We start from the raw sequence: 16738 nt of genomic DNA on the forward strand, positions 1-16738 counted from the left end.
CACAAGGGGGGAGATTGGCTGTCGCCACGGCCTTTGCCAATCGCCACCGTTGCAAAAGCCACTCTTAGCAGCCGGCAGAAACGGGCGAGACGCCGGAGCTGCCAATCTCCCCCCTTGTGGGGGAGATGGGCGGCAGCCCAGAGGGGGGTGGGAAGGAATGAGGCGGTCCTCAAGCGCGACCAGATGAAGGGCTGGCCGCGCGAAAAATCGCTTGCCCGTGGAAAATGCCTCCACGTGCGAAGGGTCACGGCATGGATCCCAGGGTCGCCGCGACGGCGCAAACGCGCCTGCTTTGCCCTGGGATGACGAACGCAAGAGGCAGCGCCTCATCCCTTATTCCTTCTGTCCTGAGCCTGTCGAAAGGCCGGACATCTCCTCGCTTGCGGGGGATCGCCGCCGCCGTTGAAAAACCTATGCCGCGACCGCGGTGCGGCGGCGGTCGTAGGAGCGGCCGTCGGCGTCGAAGATGTGCAGATCGTCGGGGCTGGCGGCAAGCCGGATGACGGTGCCGCGCCTGATCTCGACATTGCCCGGCAGCTTGGCGGTCAGCGGCTGGTCGCCGCGGCCGATGTCGACATAGACGAGCTGCACCTCGCCGAGCTGCTCGACGTAGTCGATCATGCCCTCGAACAGGAAGTCGTCGCCGGTCGCGACATAGAGGTCCTCGGGGCGGACGCCGAAGCTGACGCCCTTGCCCTGGGCGTCGGCCGGCGTTGCGATCGGCACCGGCGTCTTGCGGCCGGCGACGTGGGAAACCAGGCTGGTCTCGCCGGCACGGTCGACGGTGGCCGGCAGGATGTTCATGGCCGGCGAGCCGATGAACTGGGCGACGAACAGGTTGCCCGGGTGCTTGTAGAGCTCCATCGGCGTGCCGACCTGCTCAATGCGGCCATCCTTGAGCACGACGATGCGGTCGGCCAGCGTCATCGCCTCGACCTGGTCGTGGGTGACGTAGATCATCGTCGTCTGAGGCATCGATTCCTTCAGCTTGGCGATCTCGATGCGGGTGGCGACGCGAAGCGCCGCGTCGAGGTTGGAAAGCGGCTCGTCGAACAGGAAGACCTTGGGATTGCGCACGATGGCGCGGCCGATGGCGACGCGCTGGCGCTGGCCGCCCGACATCGCCTTGGGCAGGCGGTCGAGATATTTGGTCAGCTGCAGGATCTCGGCCGCGGCACGTACCCGCTTGTCGATCTCGGCCTTGCTTTCCTTGGCGATCTTCATGCCGAAGGCCATGTTGTCGTAGACCGTCATGTGCGGGTAGAGCGCGTAGGACTGGAACACCATGGCGATGCCGCGCTTGGACGGCGGCACGTCGTTGACCCGCTCGCCGGCAATGTGGAGTTCGCCCGAGGTGATCTCCTCAAGGCCTGCGATGGAGCGCAGGAGCGTCGACTTCCCGCAGCCGGAGGGGCCAACGAAGACAATGAACTCGCCCGATTTGATGTCGAGGTCGATGCCGTGGAGAATGTTGAGATTACCGTAGGACTTCTTGACGTCCCTGAGCGTTAGATCGGCCATGGTTTCCTCCCAGAAACTTTTCGTTGTCGGCTAAACGAAGCGCCCGAACCAGGCGCCGTAGCCGCCGAGCCGGACCGTGCCGGCGTCCGTCCTGCCGTCGAGCCCATGCCCCTGAAGGGGCTGCAGGCCGCGATCTCCCAGATCGACGGTAGCCGGAGCGCTGCCGAGATTGAAGACGCAAACGATCTCCTCGTTACCCTCGCGGCGGCTGAAGGCGATGGCGTCGCCTTCGACGTCGAGGAAGCGGATGTCGCCCTTGGCGAGCGACGGGTGGGCGCGGCGGAAGGCGAGGAAGCGGCGGTAGTGCTCGAGCAGCGAGGCGGGATCGCCGGCCTGCGTGTCCACCGCCCTGGCGATGTGCTCCGCCGGCACCGGCAGCCATGGCTTGGCCGTCGAGAAGCCGCCGTTCCTGGCGTCCTTGGCCCACACCATCGGCGTGCGGCAGCCATCGCGACCCTTGAATTCAGGCCAGAAGCGGATGCCGTAGGGGTCCTGCAGGTCCTCGAAGGCGAGGTTGGCCTCGGTCAGCCCGAGCTCCTCGCCCTGGTAGATGCAGACCGAGCCGCGCAGCGACATCAGGAGCGCCGAGACGACCTTGAGATAGGCGGTGCGGTCGGCCTCGCCCATGCCCCAGCGAGAGGCGTGGCGGACGACGTCGTGGTTGGAGAAGGCCCAGCACGACCAGCCGTCGGTGGCGACGCGGCCGAAATCCTCGAGCACCGTGCGGACCTTGGCGGCGCTGATCTTCTCGGGCGCCAGGAAGTCGAAGGCGTAGCACATCTGCACCTTGTCGCCGCCGCCGGTGTAGGAGGCGACGACCTCGAGGCCGCGCTGGGAATCGCCGACCTCGCCGACGGCGGCCGCCGCCGGATACTCGTCGAGCACGGCGCGGAAGCGGGCGAGGAAGTCGAGGTTCTCGGGCCGGCTCTTGTCGTAGACGTGGTCCTGGAAATTGTAGGGGTTCACCGCCGGCGCGGTCTGGTCGTTGCGCTGTTCCGGCGGCAGCGCCGGATTGTCCTCGAGACCGGCCGAATGGAAGTAGAAATTGATGGTGTCGAGGCGGAAGCCGTCGACGCCGCGGTCGAGCCAGAAGCGGGTGACGTCGAGCAGGGCGTCCTGGACGTCGCGATTGTGGAAGTTGAGGTCGGGCTGCTCGGCGAGGAAGTTGTGCAGGTAATACTGCATGCGCCTGGTGTCCCACTGCCAGGCCGAGCCGCCGAAGATCGACAGCCAGTTGTTGGGCGGGCTGCCGTCGGGCCTCGCATCCGCCCAGACGTACCAGTCGGCCTTGGCATTGTCGCGGCTCGAGCGGCTTTCCTTGAACCAGGGGTGCAGGTCGGAGGTGTGCGAGATGACGCCGTCGATCATCACCTTGAGGCCGAGACGGTGCGCCTCGGCGATCATGGCGTCGAAGTCGGCGAGCGTGCCGAACATCGGGTCGATGTCGAGATAGTCCGAGATGTCGTAACCGAAATCCTTCATCGGCGACTTGAAGAAGGGCGAGATCCAGATGGCGTCGGCGCCGAGTGCCGCGATGTGCGGCAGGCGGGAGATGATGCCCTTGAGGTCGCCGATGCCGTCGCCGTTCGAATCCTGGAAGCTGCGGGGGTAGATCTGGTAGATCACCGCCCCCCGCCACCAGTCGCGATCCACCGCGTGAACGGGATTTTCGATTTTGCGCACAGCGGACTGCATTGGAGCTAGCCTCCCTTGACCGAGCCCGCGAGCAGGCCGCGGACGAAATAGCGTTGGAGCGAGAAGAACACGGCCAGCGGCACGATGATGGTGACGAAGGCCGAGGTGGTGAGGATTTCCCAGTCGCCGCCGCGCGAGCCGAGCAGGTTGTTGAGCTTGGCGGTGAGCACGATCTGGTCGGCGTCGGCGCGCAGGAACACCATCGCCACCAGCAGGTCGTTCCAGACCCAGAGGAACTGGAAGATGGCGAAGGAGGCGAGCACCGGGAAGGACAGCGGCAGCACGATCTTGACGAAGATCTCGAAATCGCTGGCGCCGTCGATGCGGGCCGATTCCATGATCTCGCGCGGCAGGCCAGCGATGTAGGCCCTGAGCAGGTAGATGGCGAAGGGCAGGCCGAAGCCGGTATGCGCCAGCCAGATGCCGAGATAAGTCTTGGCCGGCACGCCGAAGAACAGGCCGACGCCGTTGTAGAGCTTGAGCAGCGGGATCAGCGACATCTGCAGCGGCACGACGAGCAGGCCGATGATGACGGCAATCAGGAGCGCGCGGCCGGGAAAGCGCATCCAGGCGAGCGCATAGGCGGCGAAGGCGGCGATCAGGATCGGGATGATGGTCGACGGGATCGTCACCGTCAGCGAATTGATGAAGGAGCGGCCGATGCCTTCCGAGAACAGCACCGAGCGATAGTTGTCGGTGGTGAAGCGCGGCGGCATCGACGCCGAATAGTAGACGCGCTGGCCGCGGCTGCCCTCGAAGGCCTTGGGCGAGGACATGACGTAGGCGCCGTCCTCGCCGACCTGCAGGATCACGCCCTCGCCGAGGTCGGCCGTCTCGCCGGCCGCGTACTGGGTCGGCTGCTGGGCGCGCGTGCCGAAGGCGGTCAGGGTGCGGGCGTCGCCGGCGCCGAACAGATTGCCCGTGATCAGGAACCTGCCGTCCTTCTCGACCTGCTTGTCGGCGGCGTCGGTGCGCCCCGCCTGGGTCTCGGAGGAGGTGGACAGCGCCGTCCACCAGCCGGAGACGACGAGCTGGTCCTTGTCGCGCAGGGAACTCACCAGGATGCCGAGAGTCGGGATGGTCCAGATCGCGACGAAGACGAACACCGCGATGTGGACGCCGAAGCGGCCGAGGAAGGACTTTCCGCTTGGACTGGACATGTCAGTGCCCTCCGCCGCCTTCGCGATTGGCCTGGCGGATGTTCCAGACCATGATCGGCACGACGGCCAGCATGATGACCACGGCAATCGCCGCCCCCCGGCCGAAATCGCCGCCGCCGCGGAACATCCAGTCGAACATCAGGTTGGCGAGCACCTGGCTGTTCCACTGGCCGTTGGTCATGGTGAGTACGATGTCGAAGACCTTGAGGACGAGGATGGTGATGGTGGTCCAGACAACGGCGATCGTGCCCCAGATCTGCGGCACCATGATTTTCCAGAAGATCTGGAACGGGTTGGCGCCGTCGATGACCGCGGCCTCGATGGTCTCCTCGGGGATGCCGCGCAGGGCCGAGGACAGGATGACCATGGCGAAGCCGGTCTGGATCCAGATCAGGATGACCATCAGGAAGAAGTTGTTCCAGAAGGGCGTCGAGATCCACACCTGCGGCGTGCCGCCGAAATATTGCACCACGGCGTTGAGGATGCCGATCTGCGTCTGCCCCTCGGCGCGGTATTCGTAGACGAACTTCCAGATGACGCTGGCGCCGACGAAGGAGATGGCGAGCGGCATGAACACCAGGCTCTTGGCGATGTTGCCCCACCAGATCTTGTCGGTGAGCACGGCGATGATCAGGCCGAGGAAGGTGCAGGCCGCCGGCACGACGATCAGCCAGAGCAGGTTGTTGAAGATCGAGTTGCGGAATTCGCGGTCGCCGAAGGCCCAGCTGTAGTTGGCGAGGCCGACCACGTTCTGGCCGGTGCGGTCCATGAAGGAGAGGCGCAGCGTGTCGATCACCGGATAGATGAGGTAGACGGTGACGATGAGCAGCGCCGGGCCGACGAAGAGCCACGGACGGATGATGCCCTGGCGGCGCAGATTGTCGACGGCCGCCGTGCCGGAGACGCCGCGCGAGGGAAAGACGACGTCGAGCAGCCTGTTGGCGCCCCAGAAATAGGCGACGCAGCCGCCGACGCCGATGATCACGGTGAAAATGGCCGAAAGTATCTGTGCCGTCATGGGATCAGTCCCTTTTCAACGGGCTGGTTCGAGCGTGGGATACTTCAGAGGACCGCCCCCTCATCCGGCCGCTGCGCGGCCACCTTCTCCCCGACGGGGAGAAGAGGAAGCGGCCCCTCACCTGCACCCTCTCCCAATCAGCGAGAGGGTGCCCAGCGAAGCGGAGGGCGGGTGAGTAGGTACTGCTTCGAGCCCGCCGGAGCGCTGCCCTTACTTGATCGCGTCCCAGCTCTTCTGGATGTCGGCGGCGACGTCGGCCGGAGCCTTGCCGCCGACGAGGTCGATCATGCCGGTCCAGAAGGCGCCGGCGCCGATCTTGCCGGGCATCAGGTCGGAGCCGTCGAAGCGGAAGGTCGAGGCGTTGACCAGGATCTCGCCCTGCTTCTTCAGCGCGTCGTTGGCATAGGCCTCCTTGTTGGCCGTCTTGAGCGGAGTGAGGAAGCCCGACTGCGCCATCCAGATCTCGTGGGCGAGCGGCATCTTCAGGAAGTCGATGAAGGCGCGCGCGGCCTTGGAGTCCTTGGCGATGGTGAACAGCGTGCCGCCGCCGAGCACCGGATTGCCGAGCTCGGGCTTGGCGGCCATCGGCGGCAGGTAGAAGAAGTCGGCGTCCTCGCCGAGCTTGGTGCCTTCGGGGAAGAAGGACGAGATGAACGACGCCTGGCGGTGCAGGTAGCACTTGGGCGGAACGGCGAAGAGGCCCTTGGGGCTGTCGCGGAAGTCGGTCGCGGCGACCGCCGCCTTGCCGCCGTCGACATATTTGTCGTTGGTGGCGATCTTGGCGAAGATGTCGAGGGCGTTGACCACGGCCGGATCGTTGAACGGGATCTCGTTGCGGGTCCACTTGTCGTAGACGTCGGGCGCCTGCGTGCGCAGCATGATGTCCTCGACCCAGTCGGTGGCCGGCCAGCCGGTGGCGCCGCCGGAGCCGAGGCCGATGCACCACGGCACGCCGCCGTCGGCGACGATCTTGTCGGTCAGGGCCTGCAGGTCCTCCCAGGTCTTGGGAACCTCATAGCCAGCTTCCTCGAAATTCTCCGGCACGTACCAGACCAGCGACTTCAGGTCGGCCTTGAAGGGGAAGCCGTAGAAGCCGGGCTTGCCGTCCTTGTCCTTGTAGGTGCCGAGATCGACCCAGGACTGGCCGGCGCCGTAGTTCTCCTTGACGAAATTGGCGGTGCCCTCGTCGAGCGGGGTGAGCAGGCCCTTGGAGGCGAGATCCTGGATCAGGCCAGGCTGCGGCAGGATGGCGATGTTGGGCGGGCTGCCGGCCTGCGTGTCGATGACGATCTGCTGCTCGTAGTTTTCGGACGAGGAGTATTTGATCTCGGCGCCCGTGGCCTCGCTGAAGTAGTCGAGCACCGAGCGGGCCAGCGCCTCGTCCTCGCCGCGCCACGGCCCGAAGATGGTCAGCGTCTCGCCCTTGAGATCGACCTTCTTGAGTTCGTCGAAATTGGCCCAGGTGAAGCGGGCGTCCTCGCCCGGCTTGAATTTCAGCTCCGCCGACGCGGGCGCCGTGAGGGCAAAGGCCGCCAGCGCCACCCCCAGCATCAGGGTCTTCTTCATGGTCTTCCTCCCAGTGAATAGAAAACTCCGGACGGAACCTCCATTCCGCCCGCCGACACCGCCTCGAACAATGCTCCAGTATCGCGCCGCCTGCAACTCGCTGACGTTAGGGCATCTCAAAGCGCTTTGGCTTCTTTCATCACGCCATCGAAATGACCGCGAGTCAAGAGCTGCGCGCAATCAATCGATTTAAATTCGGCCGGCATGTGCGCCGCAGCACGGTTTTTTGGCATTGCAGCAGCAAATTTTGCTTCAAAGCGGCTTTCGACGCGCCTATCGTGACCGCATGCAGCCAGCATCCGCCCGACAAGGCGAGCGGCACGATTTAAAGCGCTTTGGAATTCGAGGCCACGGTGAACCTCAAACAGCTGTCGAAAATGCTCGAACTTTCGCAGACGACGGTGAGCCGTGCCCTGAACGGCTATCCCGAGGTCAGCGAGGAAACGCGCCGGCGGGTGATGGACGCCGCCAAGCGCCACGGCTACCGGCCGAATCCGAGTGCGCGGCGGCTGGCGACAGGCAAGGCCGGCATGATCGGCTACGTGCTGCCGACGGGCGCCGCCGTCGACATCGACCCGCATTTCGTCGAGTTCCTGTCGGGGCTGGGCGACTATGCCCGCGGCCACGAGCTCGACCTGGTGCTGAGCCCGGCCGACGCCGCCGAGGAGGAGACGACCTACCGGCGGGTGGTGGCGAACAAGCAGGTGGACGCGCTCTACATCTCCGCCCCGCGCCGCGCCGACCGGCGCATCGCGCTCGTCCACCAGCTCGGCATCCCCTTCATCGTGCACGGCCGCAGCGAGGGGCTCGACTTCGACTACCCCTTCATCGACATCGACAACGAGGGCGCCTTCCACGACGCCACCCGGCTCTTCGTCCAGCTCGGCCACAGGCGCGTCGGCCTGATCAACGGCGACGACACCCAGACCTTCGCCATCTTCCGCGAACGCGGGATGAGCCGCGCGCTTGCCAGCAGCGGGCTCGCGCTCGAGCCGCGGCACGTCCGCTCGGCGGTGATGACCGAGGAGAACGGCTACCGTGCCGCGCGCAGCCTGCTGGAGGCCGCCGACGCGCCGACCGCGATCATCTGCTCGAGCCTGCACATGTCGCTGGGCGTGGTGCGGGCAGTGCGCGACCTCAATCTTTCGATCCCCGGCGACGTGTCGCTGATCAGCCACGACGACGTCTTTCCATGGCTGAAGCCGGAGAATTTTCCGATGCCGCTGTCGACCACGCGCTCGTCCATCCGCGCGGCCGGCGCGCGTGTCGCCGAGCGGCTGGCGGCGCGGATCTCGGGGCTCGAGGACGGGGCGCGCGGCGAGGTCTGGCCGGTGGACCTGGTGGTGCGCGGATCGATCGCGGGGGCGCGGCGGGTCATTTGAGTTCGAAAGGGAAGTACCCCCACCCCTAACCCCTCCCCACAAGGGGGAGGGGGACGGCAAGCGCCCGAGCGCGATCCGGCTGACAGGTTGGGCCGGTGTCACGTTGCTTCGTAGAGCGTGGCGACCGACGCCGGAATCCCCCTCCCCCTTGTGGGGAGGGGTTAGGGGTGGGGGTAGGTCATCGAGTGGTGCGACGAGTACTTTCAGGAGCCTCGCGCTGCCCCTCATCCCCCTGCCGGGACCTTCTCCCCGTGAACGGGGAGAAGGAAGCCGTCACTCCTTCGCCGCCTGCGCCGCCTTGGTGTTGATGAGCCCGAAGCCGAAATCGGTGTCGCGGCCCTTGTCGCCGAGGTCGGTGGCGGTGTCGGCGAGCGCCTTCTCGACCCAGGCGGCCGAGCGCTCGGGCTCGCGATGCAGGAGGTTGGCGATGGCGCCGCTGACGACGGCTGCGGCGAAGGACGTGCCGGTGACGAGGTCGGTGCCGCCGCCGACGGGCGCAAGCACGTCGACGCCGGGGGCGGAGACATAGACGTAAGGACCGCGGTTGGCCTGCTTCATCAGCCCGTCCCTGGCGTCGGTGGCGGTGACGGCGATGACGCCCTCGTAGGCGGCCGGGTAGCCGTAGGGCGCGCCGGGGCCATTGTTGCCGGCGGCGGCGACCAGGATCAGGCCGCGGGCGCGCGCGGCGAGGCAGGCCTGCTCGAGCAGCGCGTTCTTGGGCCCGACGAAGCTCATGTTGACGATGCGGACGTCCTGCTCGGCGGCCCAGTCCAGCGCGTTGAGGATGGTCTCCATGTTGGACTTGCCGCCTTCGAAGGCACGCGCATGAAAAACCTTCGAGCCCGGCGCCATGCCCTTGAACGTGCCCGTGCCGGCAATCAGCCCGGCGACGGAGGTCGCATGGTCGCGGGCGGTGACCTTGACGCCGGGCATGGCGTCGAAGCTTGCAGCGATCACCCCCTTGAGCGCTGGATGGGTGTCGTCGATCGCCGTGTCAATGACGGCGACACCGACGTTTTCGCCATTGGCCTCGGCCTCGTCGAGCGAGATGCGCTGGAAGGCAAAGCCCGGGGACGCCGCCGCCTGCTGCAGGTCGTAGATGTGGTTGGGCTCGCGCGAAGTCGTGCGGCCGTCGCCGGCGAGCTGGGCGAGCACGACGCCGACGGGGCGGCCGTCGGGAATGCCGAAGCGCACGAGGCTGGTGCCGAGCAGGGCCGACTGGCGCTGCGACCGGATCTCGAGGCCGAAATCGGCGGCGACCGCCTGCGCGACCGCCGGGCCGCCGTCGACCGTCGCCAAAACCTCGTCAGGCACGAATGCGCCGGAGACGGCGCGCGGCGGCGCGGCCAGCACGCTGGTCGCCAGACTGCCGGGCGGGGTGCCGCCGGGCGGTGCCTGCGGGGTGGCGGAGGCGACGGCCGGGGCGCCGCCGGCCGAGGGATCGGCCGGCGCGGCGGGGTCGCGCTGCGGATTGGGCGTGGGCAAAGGCACGGCGGACTGGCCGCCCGAGGGCACGCCGGGGAAATCGCCGGGATTCGGGAACAGGTCGACCAGGAGCTCGGGCAGGCTGACGGCGCCGGGCAAGCGGCCGCCCTCCGCCGAAGGGCCGCCCGGGGCCGGCCGGGCGCCGGGCTTCAGGCAGTCGCCGCCGGTGGCGGCGGTGGCGCGGCTGAGGCAGTCGAGCTGCTCGGGCGTCAGGTTCGGGTCGTTGGTCTGGGCACGCGCGGGGGCGGCGGCGAGCAGGCTCGCCACCAGCAGCAACCGCAGCATGTGCGCGCCCGGGCTCATTCGGCCGGCTTCCTCCCGACCGTCACCGTATCAGCAAAGGGGGCGGCGGAGATCGCCGCCACGACGCGGTCGAAGTCGGCGGCCTTGTCGGCGGCGATGGCGACGCGGAAGACGCCGCTCGCCGTCGGCCCGCCGATGATCGAAGCGCCGTTGTCGCCGAGAAAGGCGGCGATGTCGGACATCTTGGCATCCGGCTTGAAGGTGACCAGCACGAAGGGCTGCTTCGCGGTCTCCTCGCCGGTGCCGGCAACCTCGACGTCATTGCCGGTGCCCGGCCTCTCGATAGCGCCCTGCACCACCACGAAGGCGAGCAGGGCCGCGGCGGCGGCCCAGGCGACGCCGACCGGCAGGCCCATGAAGCCCTGCCAGGCACGCGACAGCAGCGACTGCGCGCGCGGTTCGCGCACCGGCCCGGCCTCGGCTTCGAGCAGCTTCGCGAAGCGGCTCAGCGCATCGGCCGGCGGGCGGATCGCCTCGTTGGCGGCGAGCGCCCCGGAAAACTCGGCCTCGGCGGCCTCGAGTGCCGCGGGCGCGGCCGGATCGGTGGCGAGCCAGTCCTCGACGGTGGCGAGCTCGGCGCCTTCCAGCGTGCCGTTCAGGTAGAAGGGCAGCAGCGTCTCGATCTCGTCGCGGCGGGTCATCTTTTCGGCAGCGCTCATGGCCACCCCCTGTCGTATCCGGCGGCCTTCAAGGCCTCGCCCAGCTTCTTGCGGGCGTAGAACATCCGCGTCTTCACGGTGGCGACGGGGATGTCGAGGATGTCGCCGATCTCGGTCACCGATTTCCCATGGTAATAGGCGAGGTCGACGACGGTGCGATGCTCCTCGGCGAGCGCATCGACGCAGCGGCGCAGCGCCGCCCCCTTGTCCTTTTTCATGGCGGCGACCTCGGGCGTGTCCGCATCGTCGGGCACGGCGGCCGCATCGTCGTCGTCGAGCCAGTCCTCCTTGCGCTTGCGCAGCGAGGACAGCGCCTTGAAGCGCGCTATGCCGAGCAGCCAGGTCGACACCTCCGACCGGCCCTCGAATTGCGGCGCCTGGCGCCACAGCTCCAGGAACACCTCGTTTGCAACATCATCCGCCACGGATTCGGACCCCGTCTGGCGCGCCACGAAACGGTAGACCCGCGCGTGGTGACGCGTGAACAGGAGCCGCAAAGCGGCGCGGTCGCCGTTTGCGACCCGGCCGACGAGCTCGCGATCTGACAATGGATCGGATGCGATGTTCATGGCCGGAGCAACCGCCGGGCTCCTGTCTGCATAGTCGCGGGTCGCCGCAAAAAGGTTCACCGGTTTGTTTCGGACTTGACCAAGCTAACCGAACTGACGCCGCGTTGCCAGTGGATCGGGCAACCCAGGCGCGCATGGACGCGGCGACGGGAGGAGAACTCGCGCCTCGGTCAATTTGGAATACAGTATACCAAAACGAGCCTCAGGAGCATCCGCATGGCGGTCGCCATGAATCCGGACGAGCGGCAAGCCGAGCCGCGAGCACCTCGCCCGCTGGGCCGAGAACCACTACCACTATGTCGGACCGTTCGCGGACTATCTCGGCTACATCTATGCGCGCATGCCGGAGGGCTTCACCGAGGCCAAGGACTTCCTTCTCGCCAACATGTATGAGGAAGAGATCGGCGGCGACCGCCACACCGACCTTCTGATCCGCTTCGGCGAGGCCAGCAGCACGACGGCCGACAGGATGCGCGACCCCGACAACATGTCGCCGACGACGCGCGCGCTGCAGAGCTGGTGCTACGCGGTAGCCATGCGCGAAGACCCGATCGTCGCCGTGGCCGGCCTCGTCGTCGGCCTCGAATCCCAGGTGCCGTCGATCTACCGCAAGCAGACGCCGACGCCGCGCGACAAGTATGGTTTCACCGACGAGGAGGTCGAGCTCTTCGACCTGATGGCGACCGGCCAGGGTGTGCAACTGTTGCACGACTGCACGAGGACGGCCGCGGCATCGCGGCATGAGCGATCGGGAGGGGACGAAGCGTCCGCACCGGATTGGATATTGTAGTCAATCCTTGCCCGGCCGTATCATCCTCCATTAGGAGTTGCTTCCGCAGGTTGAATCGCAGGCTGGCGATCACTCTGCTATTCTTCCTCCGCTGGTACCGAAGAGTAGCTGACATCGAATGTCCCGATGCTGCGAATGCCGCAGCCATATGTTGAGAAGACTATCTCGACGCTGTTGCTCAATTGTCGACACTACCATTGAACATTCGAAACCGGCTGCCAACATTCTTGGTCTTGCATGCAATGTCCAGACATGGCGAAGTCCTGCTTGACCTGCATCAAGGCCGGCCGCCGCCCATCGGCATAGATGGCAGGCGAGATTCACGGAACCACTGCCCCGATGTCCGTCCTGCCCTTCGTCGCCGCGTCGCTTGCCGTCCTGCTGACCCCGGGACCGACGAACACCATGCTGGCTGCCTCGGGCGCGGCGATGGGTTTGCGCAACGCGCTTCACCTGCCGCTCGCCGAGGCGCTCGGCTATGCCGTCGCGGTGAGCCTCTTCCTGGCGCTGCAGGACCAGGTTCGGGACGTGCCGGCAGCGCTCGCCGTGATGAAGGCCGTCGCTGCGGCCTGGCTGCTCGTTTCGGCCGTCAGGCTGTGGTCGCAGCCGGTGGTGCCGGGCATCGACGCCCGTCAGGGCGCATTCTGGCGCGTGCTTGCGACGACGATGCTGAACCCGAAGGCGATGCTGGTCGGCACCATCGTCATCCCGAGCCTGATGGCGGAAAGCCCGGCCGGAGGGGTGGCCGGATTCGTCCTGCTCTCGACGCTGGCCGGTATCGGCTGGACGGCGCTGGGCGCGGCACTGCCGGTTTCCCTTCGCCGGTATTCCTACAGGGCGGCGGCGCTGATCGTCGGCTCCTTCTCGGTCGCGGCCGCCATCAGTGCGGTCCATGCCTGATGCCCGGCGATCGGTCCGCAACGGCTAGAGCGGCGGGCATTCCGACGAATGCAGCTCCGCCGCCCGAGCTGATTTTCCCGGCCGCATTCGTGCGACGCCAGACGATTCCGTCCGGCTGCAAAATGCCCTACCCGCCCACGATCCGCCTGTAGGCCAATCCCGCCAGGGCGATGTCCTGGAGGCCTACCCCGACGGACTTGTAGATGGTGATCTCGTCCTCGCCGGTGCGGCCACGCGCCTTGCCGGCGAGGATCTCGCCGAGTTCGACGATCTTGGATCGAGGCAGGGCCGCGGGGTCGGCGAGCACGAGGTCGCCGGCTTCGCGCAGGCCCTGCTCGCGCCATTCGACGGCGACGAGCGAGGCACGGGCGACCGCGCGATCGTCGAGCTCGCGCGTATTGGGCAGGCTGGAGCCGACGGCAGCGATGAAGCAGCCGGGTGTCGCCCACCTTCCCCTGACAGGAATTTGCCGATGCTCAACCCCGTGCCAGCCGCCTCGCCAGCACCGCCGCCGCTGCTCAGCGTGCAGGGCCTCGACGTGACCTACGAAACCGGGGCGCAGGGGTTCTGCACGGACGGAAAGCCCAGGGTCAGTTCAATCCGAGGAAGGCGCGCACGTCGCCCGCACTGCGCGCAACCAGTGCGCCGTCGGGGCCGTCGACCGGGTCCTGCGGCCAGAAGATGGTGCGCATGCCGGCGGCGACGCCGGCGCTCGCCCCGGTGAAGCTGTCCTCCATCACCACCGTGTCGGCCGGATCGATGCCGGTCAGCCAGGCGGCGCGCAGATAGGGCTCCGGATCGGGCTTGCCGCAACGCACGTCGTTGCGGCTGATGGTGCGCATCGCCGGTTCGTGCAGGCCGACGGCCCGGAGATTGGCGTCGACCACCATGCGGTCGGAATTCGACACGATGGCCTGCACGGTCCCGCGCGCCTTGAGATCGCCGAAGATCTCCATCGCGCCCTCGCGCGGCAGCAGGCCGGGGGCATGGCTCATATAGTGGTCGTATTTGCGGGCGATCCATTCGTCGAATTCGAGCGCCAGGCCGAACTGGTCGCGCAGCACCTCGTAGACCGGCCGCGCCGCCTGGCCGACGACGCGCGCATGCAGGTCGACCGGCGGCTCGATGCCGACGCTGCGGAGTGCGGCGACGAGCGACCGCTCGTGCAGCGGCTCGCTGTCGATCAGCGTGCCGTCCATGTCCCAGTACACTGCCCTCGGAATCATCGAACGTGCCCTTTCGTCTGGTTCATAGAGGCTTCGGAAGTCGACTTGAACCGGCCAATTGCCGAGGACGGTCAGGCCAAGCGTACCATAACACAGCAATCGCCTTACGAACAAATGACGCATCAATCGGGCAATTGCGCAATCCGCAAAACCCTGCGAAACTGGCGAAGCAGGTCGATTGAGAGGCATAAAGCATGAGCGCCCGGCACGAAAGCGCCAATCCCAGGCTCGACGACGCCGCCCGCGCCGGCTGGCTCTACTACGTCGCCGGCAACACCCAGGACCAGATCGCCACGAAGCTCGGCGTCTCGCGCCAGACGGCGCAGCGGCTGGTGTCGCTCGCCATGTCGGAAGGGCTGATCAAGGTGCGGGTCGACCACCCCATCGCCAGCTGCCTCGACCTCGCCGACCGGCTGCGGTCGCGCTTCGCCCTGGACCTGGTCGAGGTGACGCCGAGCGACCCGGATTCGTCGTCGACGACGATCGGCATCGCCCAGGCGGCGGCCGCCGAGATCGAGAAATGGCTGCGTTCGGCCGAGCCCATAGTCATGGCGATCGGCACCGGCCGCACGCTGAAGGCGGCGATCGAGCAGCTGCCGCCGATGGAGTGCCCGCAGCACAAGGTGGTCTCGCTGACCGGCAACATCTCGCCCGACGGTTCGGCAGCCTTCTACAACGTCATCTTCACCATGGCCGATACGATCAAGGCGCGCAGCTTCCCGATGCCGCTGCCGGCGATCGCCTCGTCGGCCGAGGAGCGCCGCATGCTGCACGGCCAGCCGCTGATCCAGCCGACGCTGGCGCTGGCCGCACAGGCCGACGTCACTTTCGTCGGCGTCGGCGACATGGGCCCGAAGGCGCCGCTCTACGAGGACGGCTTCATCACCGAAACGGAACTGAAGGCGCTGCAGAAGGCGGGCGCGGTGGGCGAGATCGTCGGCTGGGCCTTCGATCGCGACGGACGGCTGATCGAGGGCATCACCAACGACAGGGTCGCTTCCGCCCCCCTGCCGTCGCGCGAAAGGTCGCTGGTGGTGGCGCTCGCCATGGGCGAGCGCAAACTGCCGGGGATCCTGGCGGCCGTCACGCGACGGCTGGTCAACGGCCTCATCACCGACGAGCGCACCGCAGCCGGACTGCTCGCGGCGAGCTAGCTGCGCCGGCTCAAAATCGGAATCGATTTTTGAAAGGCACGATGCAGAGATTCAAAAAGCCTAGAGCGTCCTCGTGCGTGCGTTCGAATGCACGGGCGGTCAAGCACGCCGGCCGCAGGGATCGTTGCCGTCGAGCACGCCGATGTCGCGCTTGAGATGATCCGACAGGTCGCGCGGATCGAGAACGCGCCGGGAGCGGGTGCGCCAACCGAACGCCAGGCCAAGCCTTTCGGCCCATGATGCCGGCTCGCAATGGCTGAGCCTCGCCTGTGCTGCGCGCATGATCGTGAACCTCCGCTGATACTTAAGCCCGCTGATGGGTTGACCAGACATTTGGTTCATGAAAGCCTTGAATTCCAATCGAATATCGATCTTGACCCATTAAGAGAGCTTATGCATCATGGCCCTGCAACTGCCGCCATTGACGGCGATCCGGGTGTTCGAGGCGGCGGCGCGCCATGCGAGCTTCACCAAGGCCGCGGCGGAGCTGGGCATGACCCAGGCGGCGGTGAGCTACCAGATCAAGCTGCTCGAGGAACGGGTCGGCGCACCGCTGTTCCTGCGCCGCCCGCGCCAGGTCGCCCTGACGGAGGTGGGCCGCCGGCTGGCTCCGGCGGCGAGCGAAGCCTTCGCGATCCTGGGAGAGGCCTATGCGGCGGCGCGCGGCGGCTCGGCGGGAACGCTGTGCGTGTCGACCGTCCTGACCTTCGCCTCGAACTGGCTGGCGCGCCACATCGGCTCGTTCCAGATGCGCCATCCGGGGATCGCGGTGAGGCTCGACACGTCGAGCCGGATGGTCGACTTCGCCCGCGAGGACGTCGACGTCGGCATCCGCTCGGGCGACGGCACGTGGCCGGGGCTGGTGGCGCATCGGCTGTTCCGCGCCCAGTACACGCCGATGCTCAGCCCGAAGCTGGCCGAAAGCATCGGCGGGGTGAAGGAGCCGGCCGACCTGCTCAAGCTGAACATCCTCGATCCGGGCGACATCTGGTGGACGCGATGGTTCGCGCTCGCCGGCCTGCCGGCAGATAGCCTCTCGGGGCGGCCCGACACCAGCATGGGCTCCCAAGCCTATGAGGCAAGCGCCGCGATGGCCGGCCAGGGCGTCGCCATCCTGACCCGCGCCTTCTTCACCTCCGAACTCGCCGAGGGCCGGCTGATCCAGCCCTTCGACCTGATCGGCGACGACGGCCAGGGCTACTGGCTGGTCTATCCCGAAGCCCGCCGCAACGCGCCCAATATCCGCGCCTTCCGCGACTGGATCCTGGCCGAGCTGGCACGGCCCGGCTCGATCGGATAGGCGGCGCACC

At 67.2% G+C, this 16738-nt stretch carries 17 protein-coding genes; 5 read left to right on the plus strand and 12 right to left on the minus strand.

From position 1 onward, the window contains the following. Positions 1-411: 411 nt before the first annotated feature. The 6 genes from J2X50_RS19700 to J2X50_RS19725 form a co-directional block, all read right to left on the minus strand. A complete protein-coding gene (locus J2X50_RS19700) occupies positions 412-1521 on the minus strand; it encodes an ABC transporter ATP-binding protein (RefSeq protein ID WP_429097568.1) in 1110 nt (369 codons plus the stop codon). A gap of 30 nt (positions 1522-1551) precedes the next feature. Further along, positions 1552-3216, minus strand: coding sequence for an alpha-glucosidase (locus J2X50_RS19705; RefSeq protein WP_429097570.1), 1665 nt, complete (start codon positions 3214-3216; stop codon positions 1552-1554). A 5-nt stretch (positions 3217-3221) separates the two neighbouring features. Continuing rightward, positions 3222-4376, minus strand: a complete 1155-nt coding sequence (locus tag J2X50_RS19710) for a carbohydrate ABC transporter permease (RefSeq protein WP_429097572.1) — start codon at positions 4374-4376, stop codon at positions 3222-3224. Position 4377: 1 nt separating this feature from the next. Then, on the minus strand, positions 4378-5394 hold the full coding sequence (locus J2X50_RS19715) for a carbohydrate ABC transporter permease (RefSeq protein ID WP_429097574.1): 1017 nt from the start codon (positions 5392-5394) through the stop codon (positions 4378-4380). Between the two features lie 210 nt (positions 5395-5604). Beyond that, a complete protein-coding gene (locus tag J2X50_RS19720; RefSeq protein WP_429097576.1) occupies positions 5605-6960 on the minus strand; it encodes an ABC transporter substrate-binding protein in 1356 nt (451 codons plus the stop codon). 116 nt (positions 6961-7076) lie between these two features. Then, positions 7077-7259 carry a hypothetical protein gene (locus J2X50_RS19725; protein ID WP_429097578.1) on the minus strand — a complete coding sequence of 61 codons (183 nt, stop codon included), beginning with the start codon at positions 7257-7259 and terminating at the stop codon, positions 7077-7079. 54 nt (positions 7260-7313) lie between these two features. Here J2X50_RS19725 and J2X50_RS19730 point away from each other — a divergent pair, with 54 nt between their 5' ends. Continuing rightward, a complete protein-coding gene (locus tag J2X50_RS19730; protein ID WP_429097580.1) occupies positions 7314-8342 on the plus strand; it encodes a substrate-binding domain-containing protein in 1029 nt (342 codons plus the stop codon). Positions 8343-8615: 273 nt separating this feature from the next. Here J2X50_RS19730 and J2X50_RS19735 read toward each other — a convergent pair whose 3' ends face one another. The 3 genes from J2X50_RS19735 to J2X50_RS19745 are packed head-to-tail and all read right to left on the minus strand — an operon-like array spanning position 8616 to position 11358. Further along, the gene (locus J2X50_RS19735; RefSeq protein ID WP_429097581.1) at positions 8616-10130 is read right to left on the minus strand and encodes a S8 family serine peptidase; all 1515 of its coding nucleotides are present in this window, start codon (positions 10128-10130) and stop codon (positions 8616-8618) included. Continuing rightward, the gene (locus J2X50_RS19740; protein ID WP_429097582.1) at positions 10127-10789 is read right to left on the minus strand and encodes an anti-sigma factor; all 663 of its coding nucleotides are present in this window, start codon (positions 10787-10789) and stop codon (positions 10127-10129) included. The genes J2X50_RS19735 and J2X50_RS19740 overlap by 4 nt, the downstream gene beginning before the upstream one ends. Further along, positions 10786-11358, minus strand: coding sequence for a sigma-70 family RNA polymerase sigma factor (locus J2X50_RS19745; RefSeq protein WP_429097584.1), 573 nt, complete (start codon positions 11356-11358; stop codon positions 10786-10788). The genes J2X50_RS19740 and J2X50_RS19745 overlap by 4 nt, the downstream gene beginning before the upstream one ends. A 232-nt stretch (positions 11359-11590) precedes the next feature. Between J2X50_RS19745 and J2X50_RS19750 the strand changes: the two genes are divergently transcribed. Together J2X50_RS19750 and J2X50_RS19755 are read left to right on the plus strand one after the other, a co-directional pair. Beyond that, positions 11591-12148 (plus strand): TenA family transcriptional regulator, encoded by a 558-nt coding sequence (locus J2X50_RS19750; RefSeq protein WP_429097678.1) that lies wholly within the window; start codon positions 11591-11593, stop codon positions 12146-12148. 339 nt (positions 12149-12487) lie between these two features. Further along, the gene (locus tag J2X50_RS19755; RefSeq protein ID WP_429097585.1) at positions 12488-13048 is read left to right on the plus strand and encodes a LysE family translocator; all 561 of its coding nucleotides are present in this window, start codon (positions 12488-12490) and stop codon (positions 13046-13048) included. Between the two features lie 127 nt (positions 13049-13175). On the opposite strand, the gene J2X50_RS19760 is transcribed toward J2X50_RS19755, so the two are convergent. Continuing rightward, positions 13176-13610: a hypothetical protein gene (locus tag J2X50_RS19760; protein ID WP_429097679.1), complete on the minus strand. Its 435-nt coding sequence runs from the start codon at positions 13608-13610 to the stop codon at positions 13176-13178. Positions 13611-13638: 28 nt separating this feature from the next. Beyond that, a complete protein-coding gene (locus J2X50_RS19765) occupies positions 13639-14274 on the minus strand; it encodes an HAD family hydrolase (RefSeq protein ID WP_429097587.1) in 636 nt (211 codons plus the stop codon). A gap of 194 nt (positions 14275-14468) precedes the next feature. On the opposite strand from J2X50_RS19765, the gene J2X50_RS19770 reads away from it, so the two are divergent. Further along, on the plus strand, positions 14469-15428 hold the full coding sequence (locus J2X50_RS19770) for a sugar-binding transcriptional regulator (protein ID WP_429097588.1): 960 nt from the start codon (positions 14469-14471) through the stop codon (positions 15426-15428). 99 nt (positions 15429-15527) lie between these two features. On the opposite strand, the gene J2X50_RS19775 is transcribed toward J2X50_RS19770, so the two are convergent. After that, positions 15528-15710: a hypothetical protein gene (locus J2X50_RS19775; protein ID WP_429097590.1), complete on the minus strand. Its 183-nt coding sequence runs from the start codon at positions 15708-15710 to the stop codon at positions 15528-15530. 118 nt (positions 15711-15828) lie between these two features. Here J2X50_RS19775 and J2X50_RS19780 point away from each other — a divergent pair, with 118 nt between their 5' ends. Then, complete coding sequence (locus tag J2X50_RS19780) at positions 15829-16728, plus strand: LysR substrate-binding domain-containing protein (protein ID WP_429097592.1); 900 nt, start codon at positions 15829-15831, stop codon at positions 16726-16728. The last annotated feature ends 10 nt before the right edge of the window (positions 16729-16738 follow it).

The organism is Aminobacter sp. BE322 (assembly GCF_050433525.1).
Classification (GTDB): Bacteria; Pseudomonadota; Alphaproteobacteria; order Rhizobiales; family Rhizobiaceae; genus Aminobacter.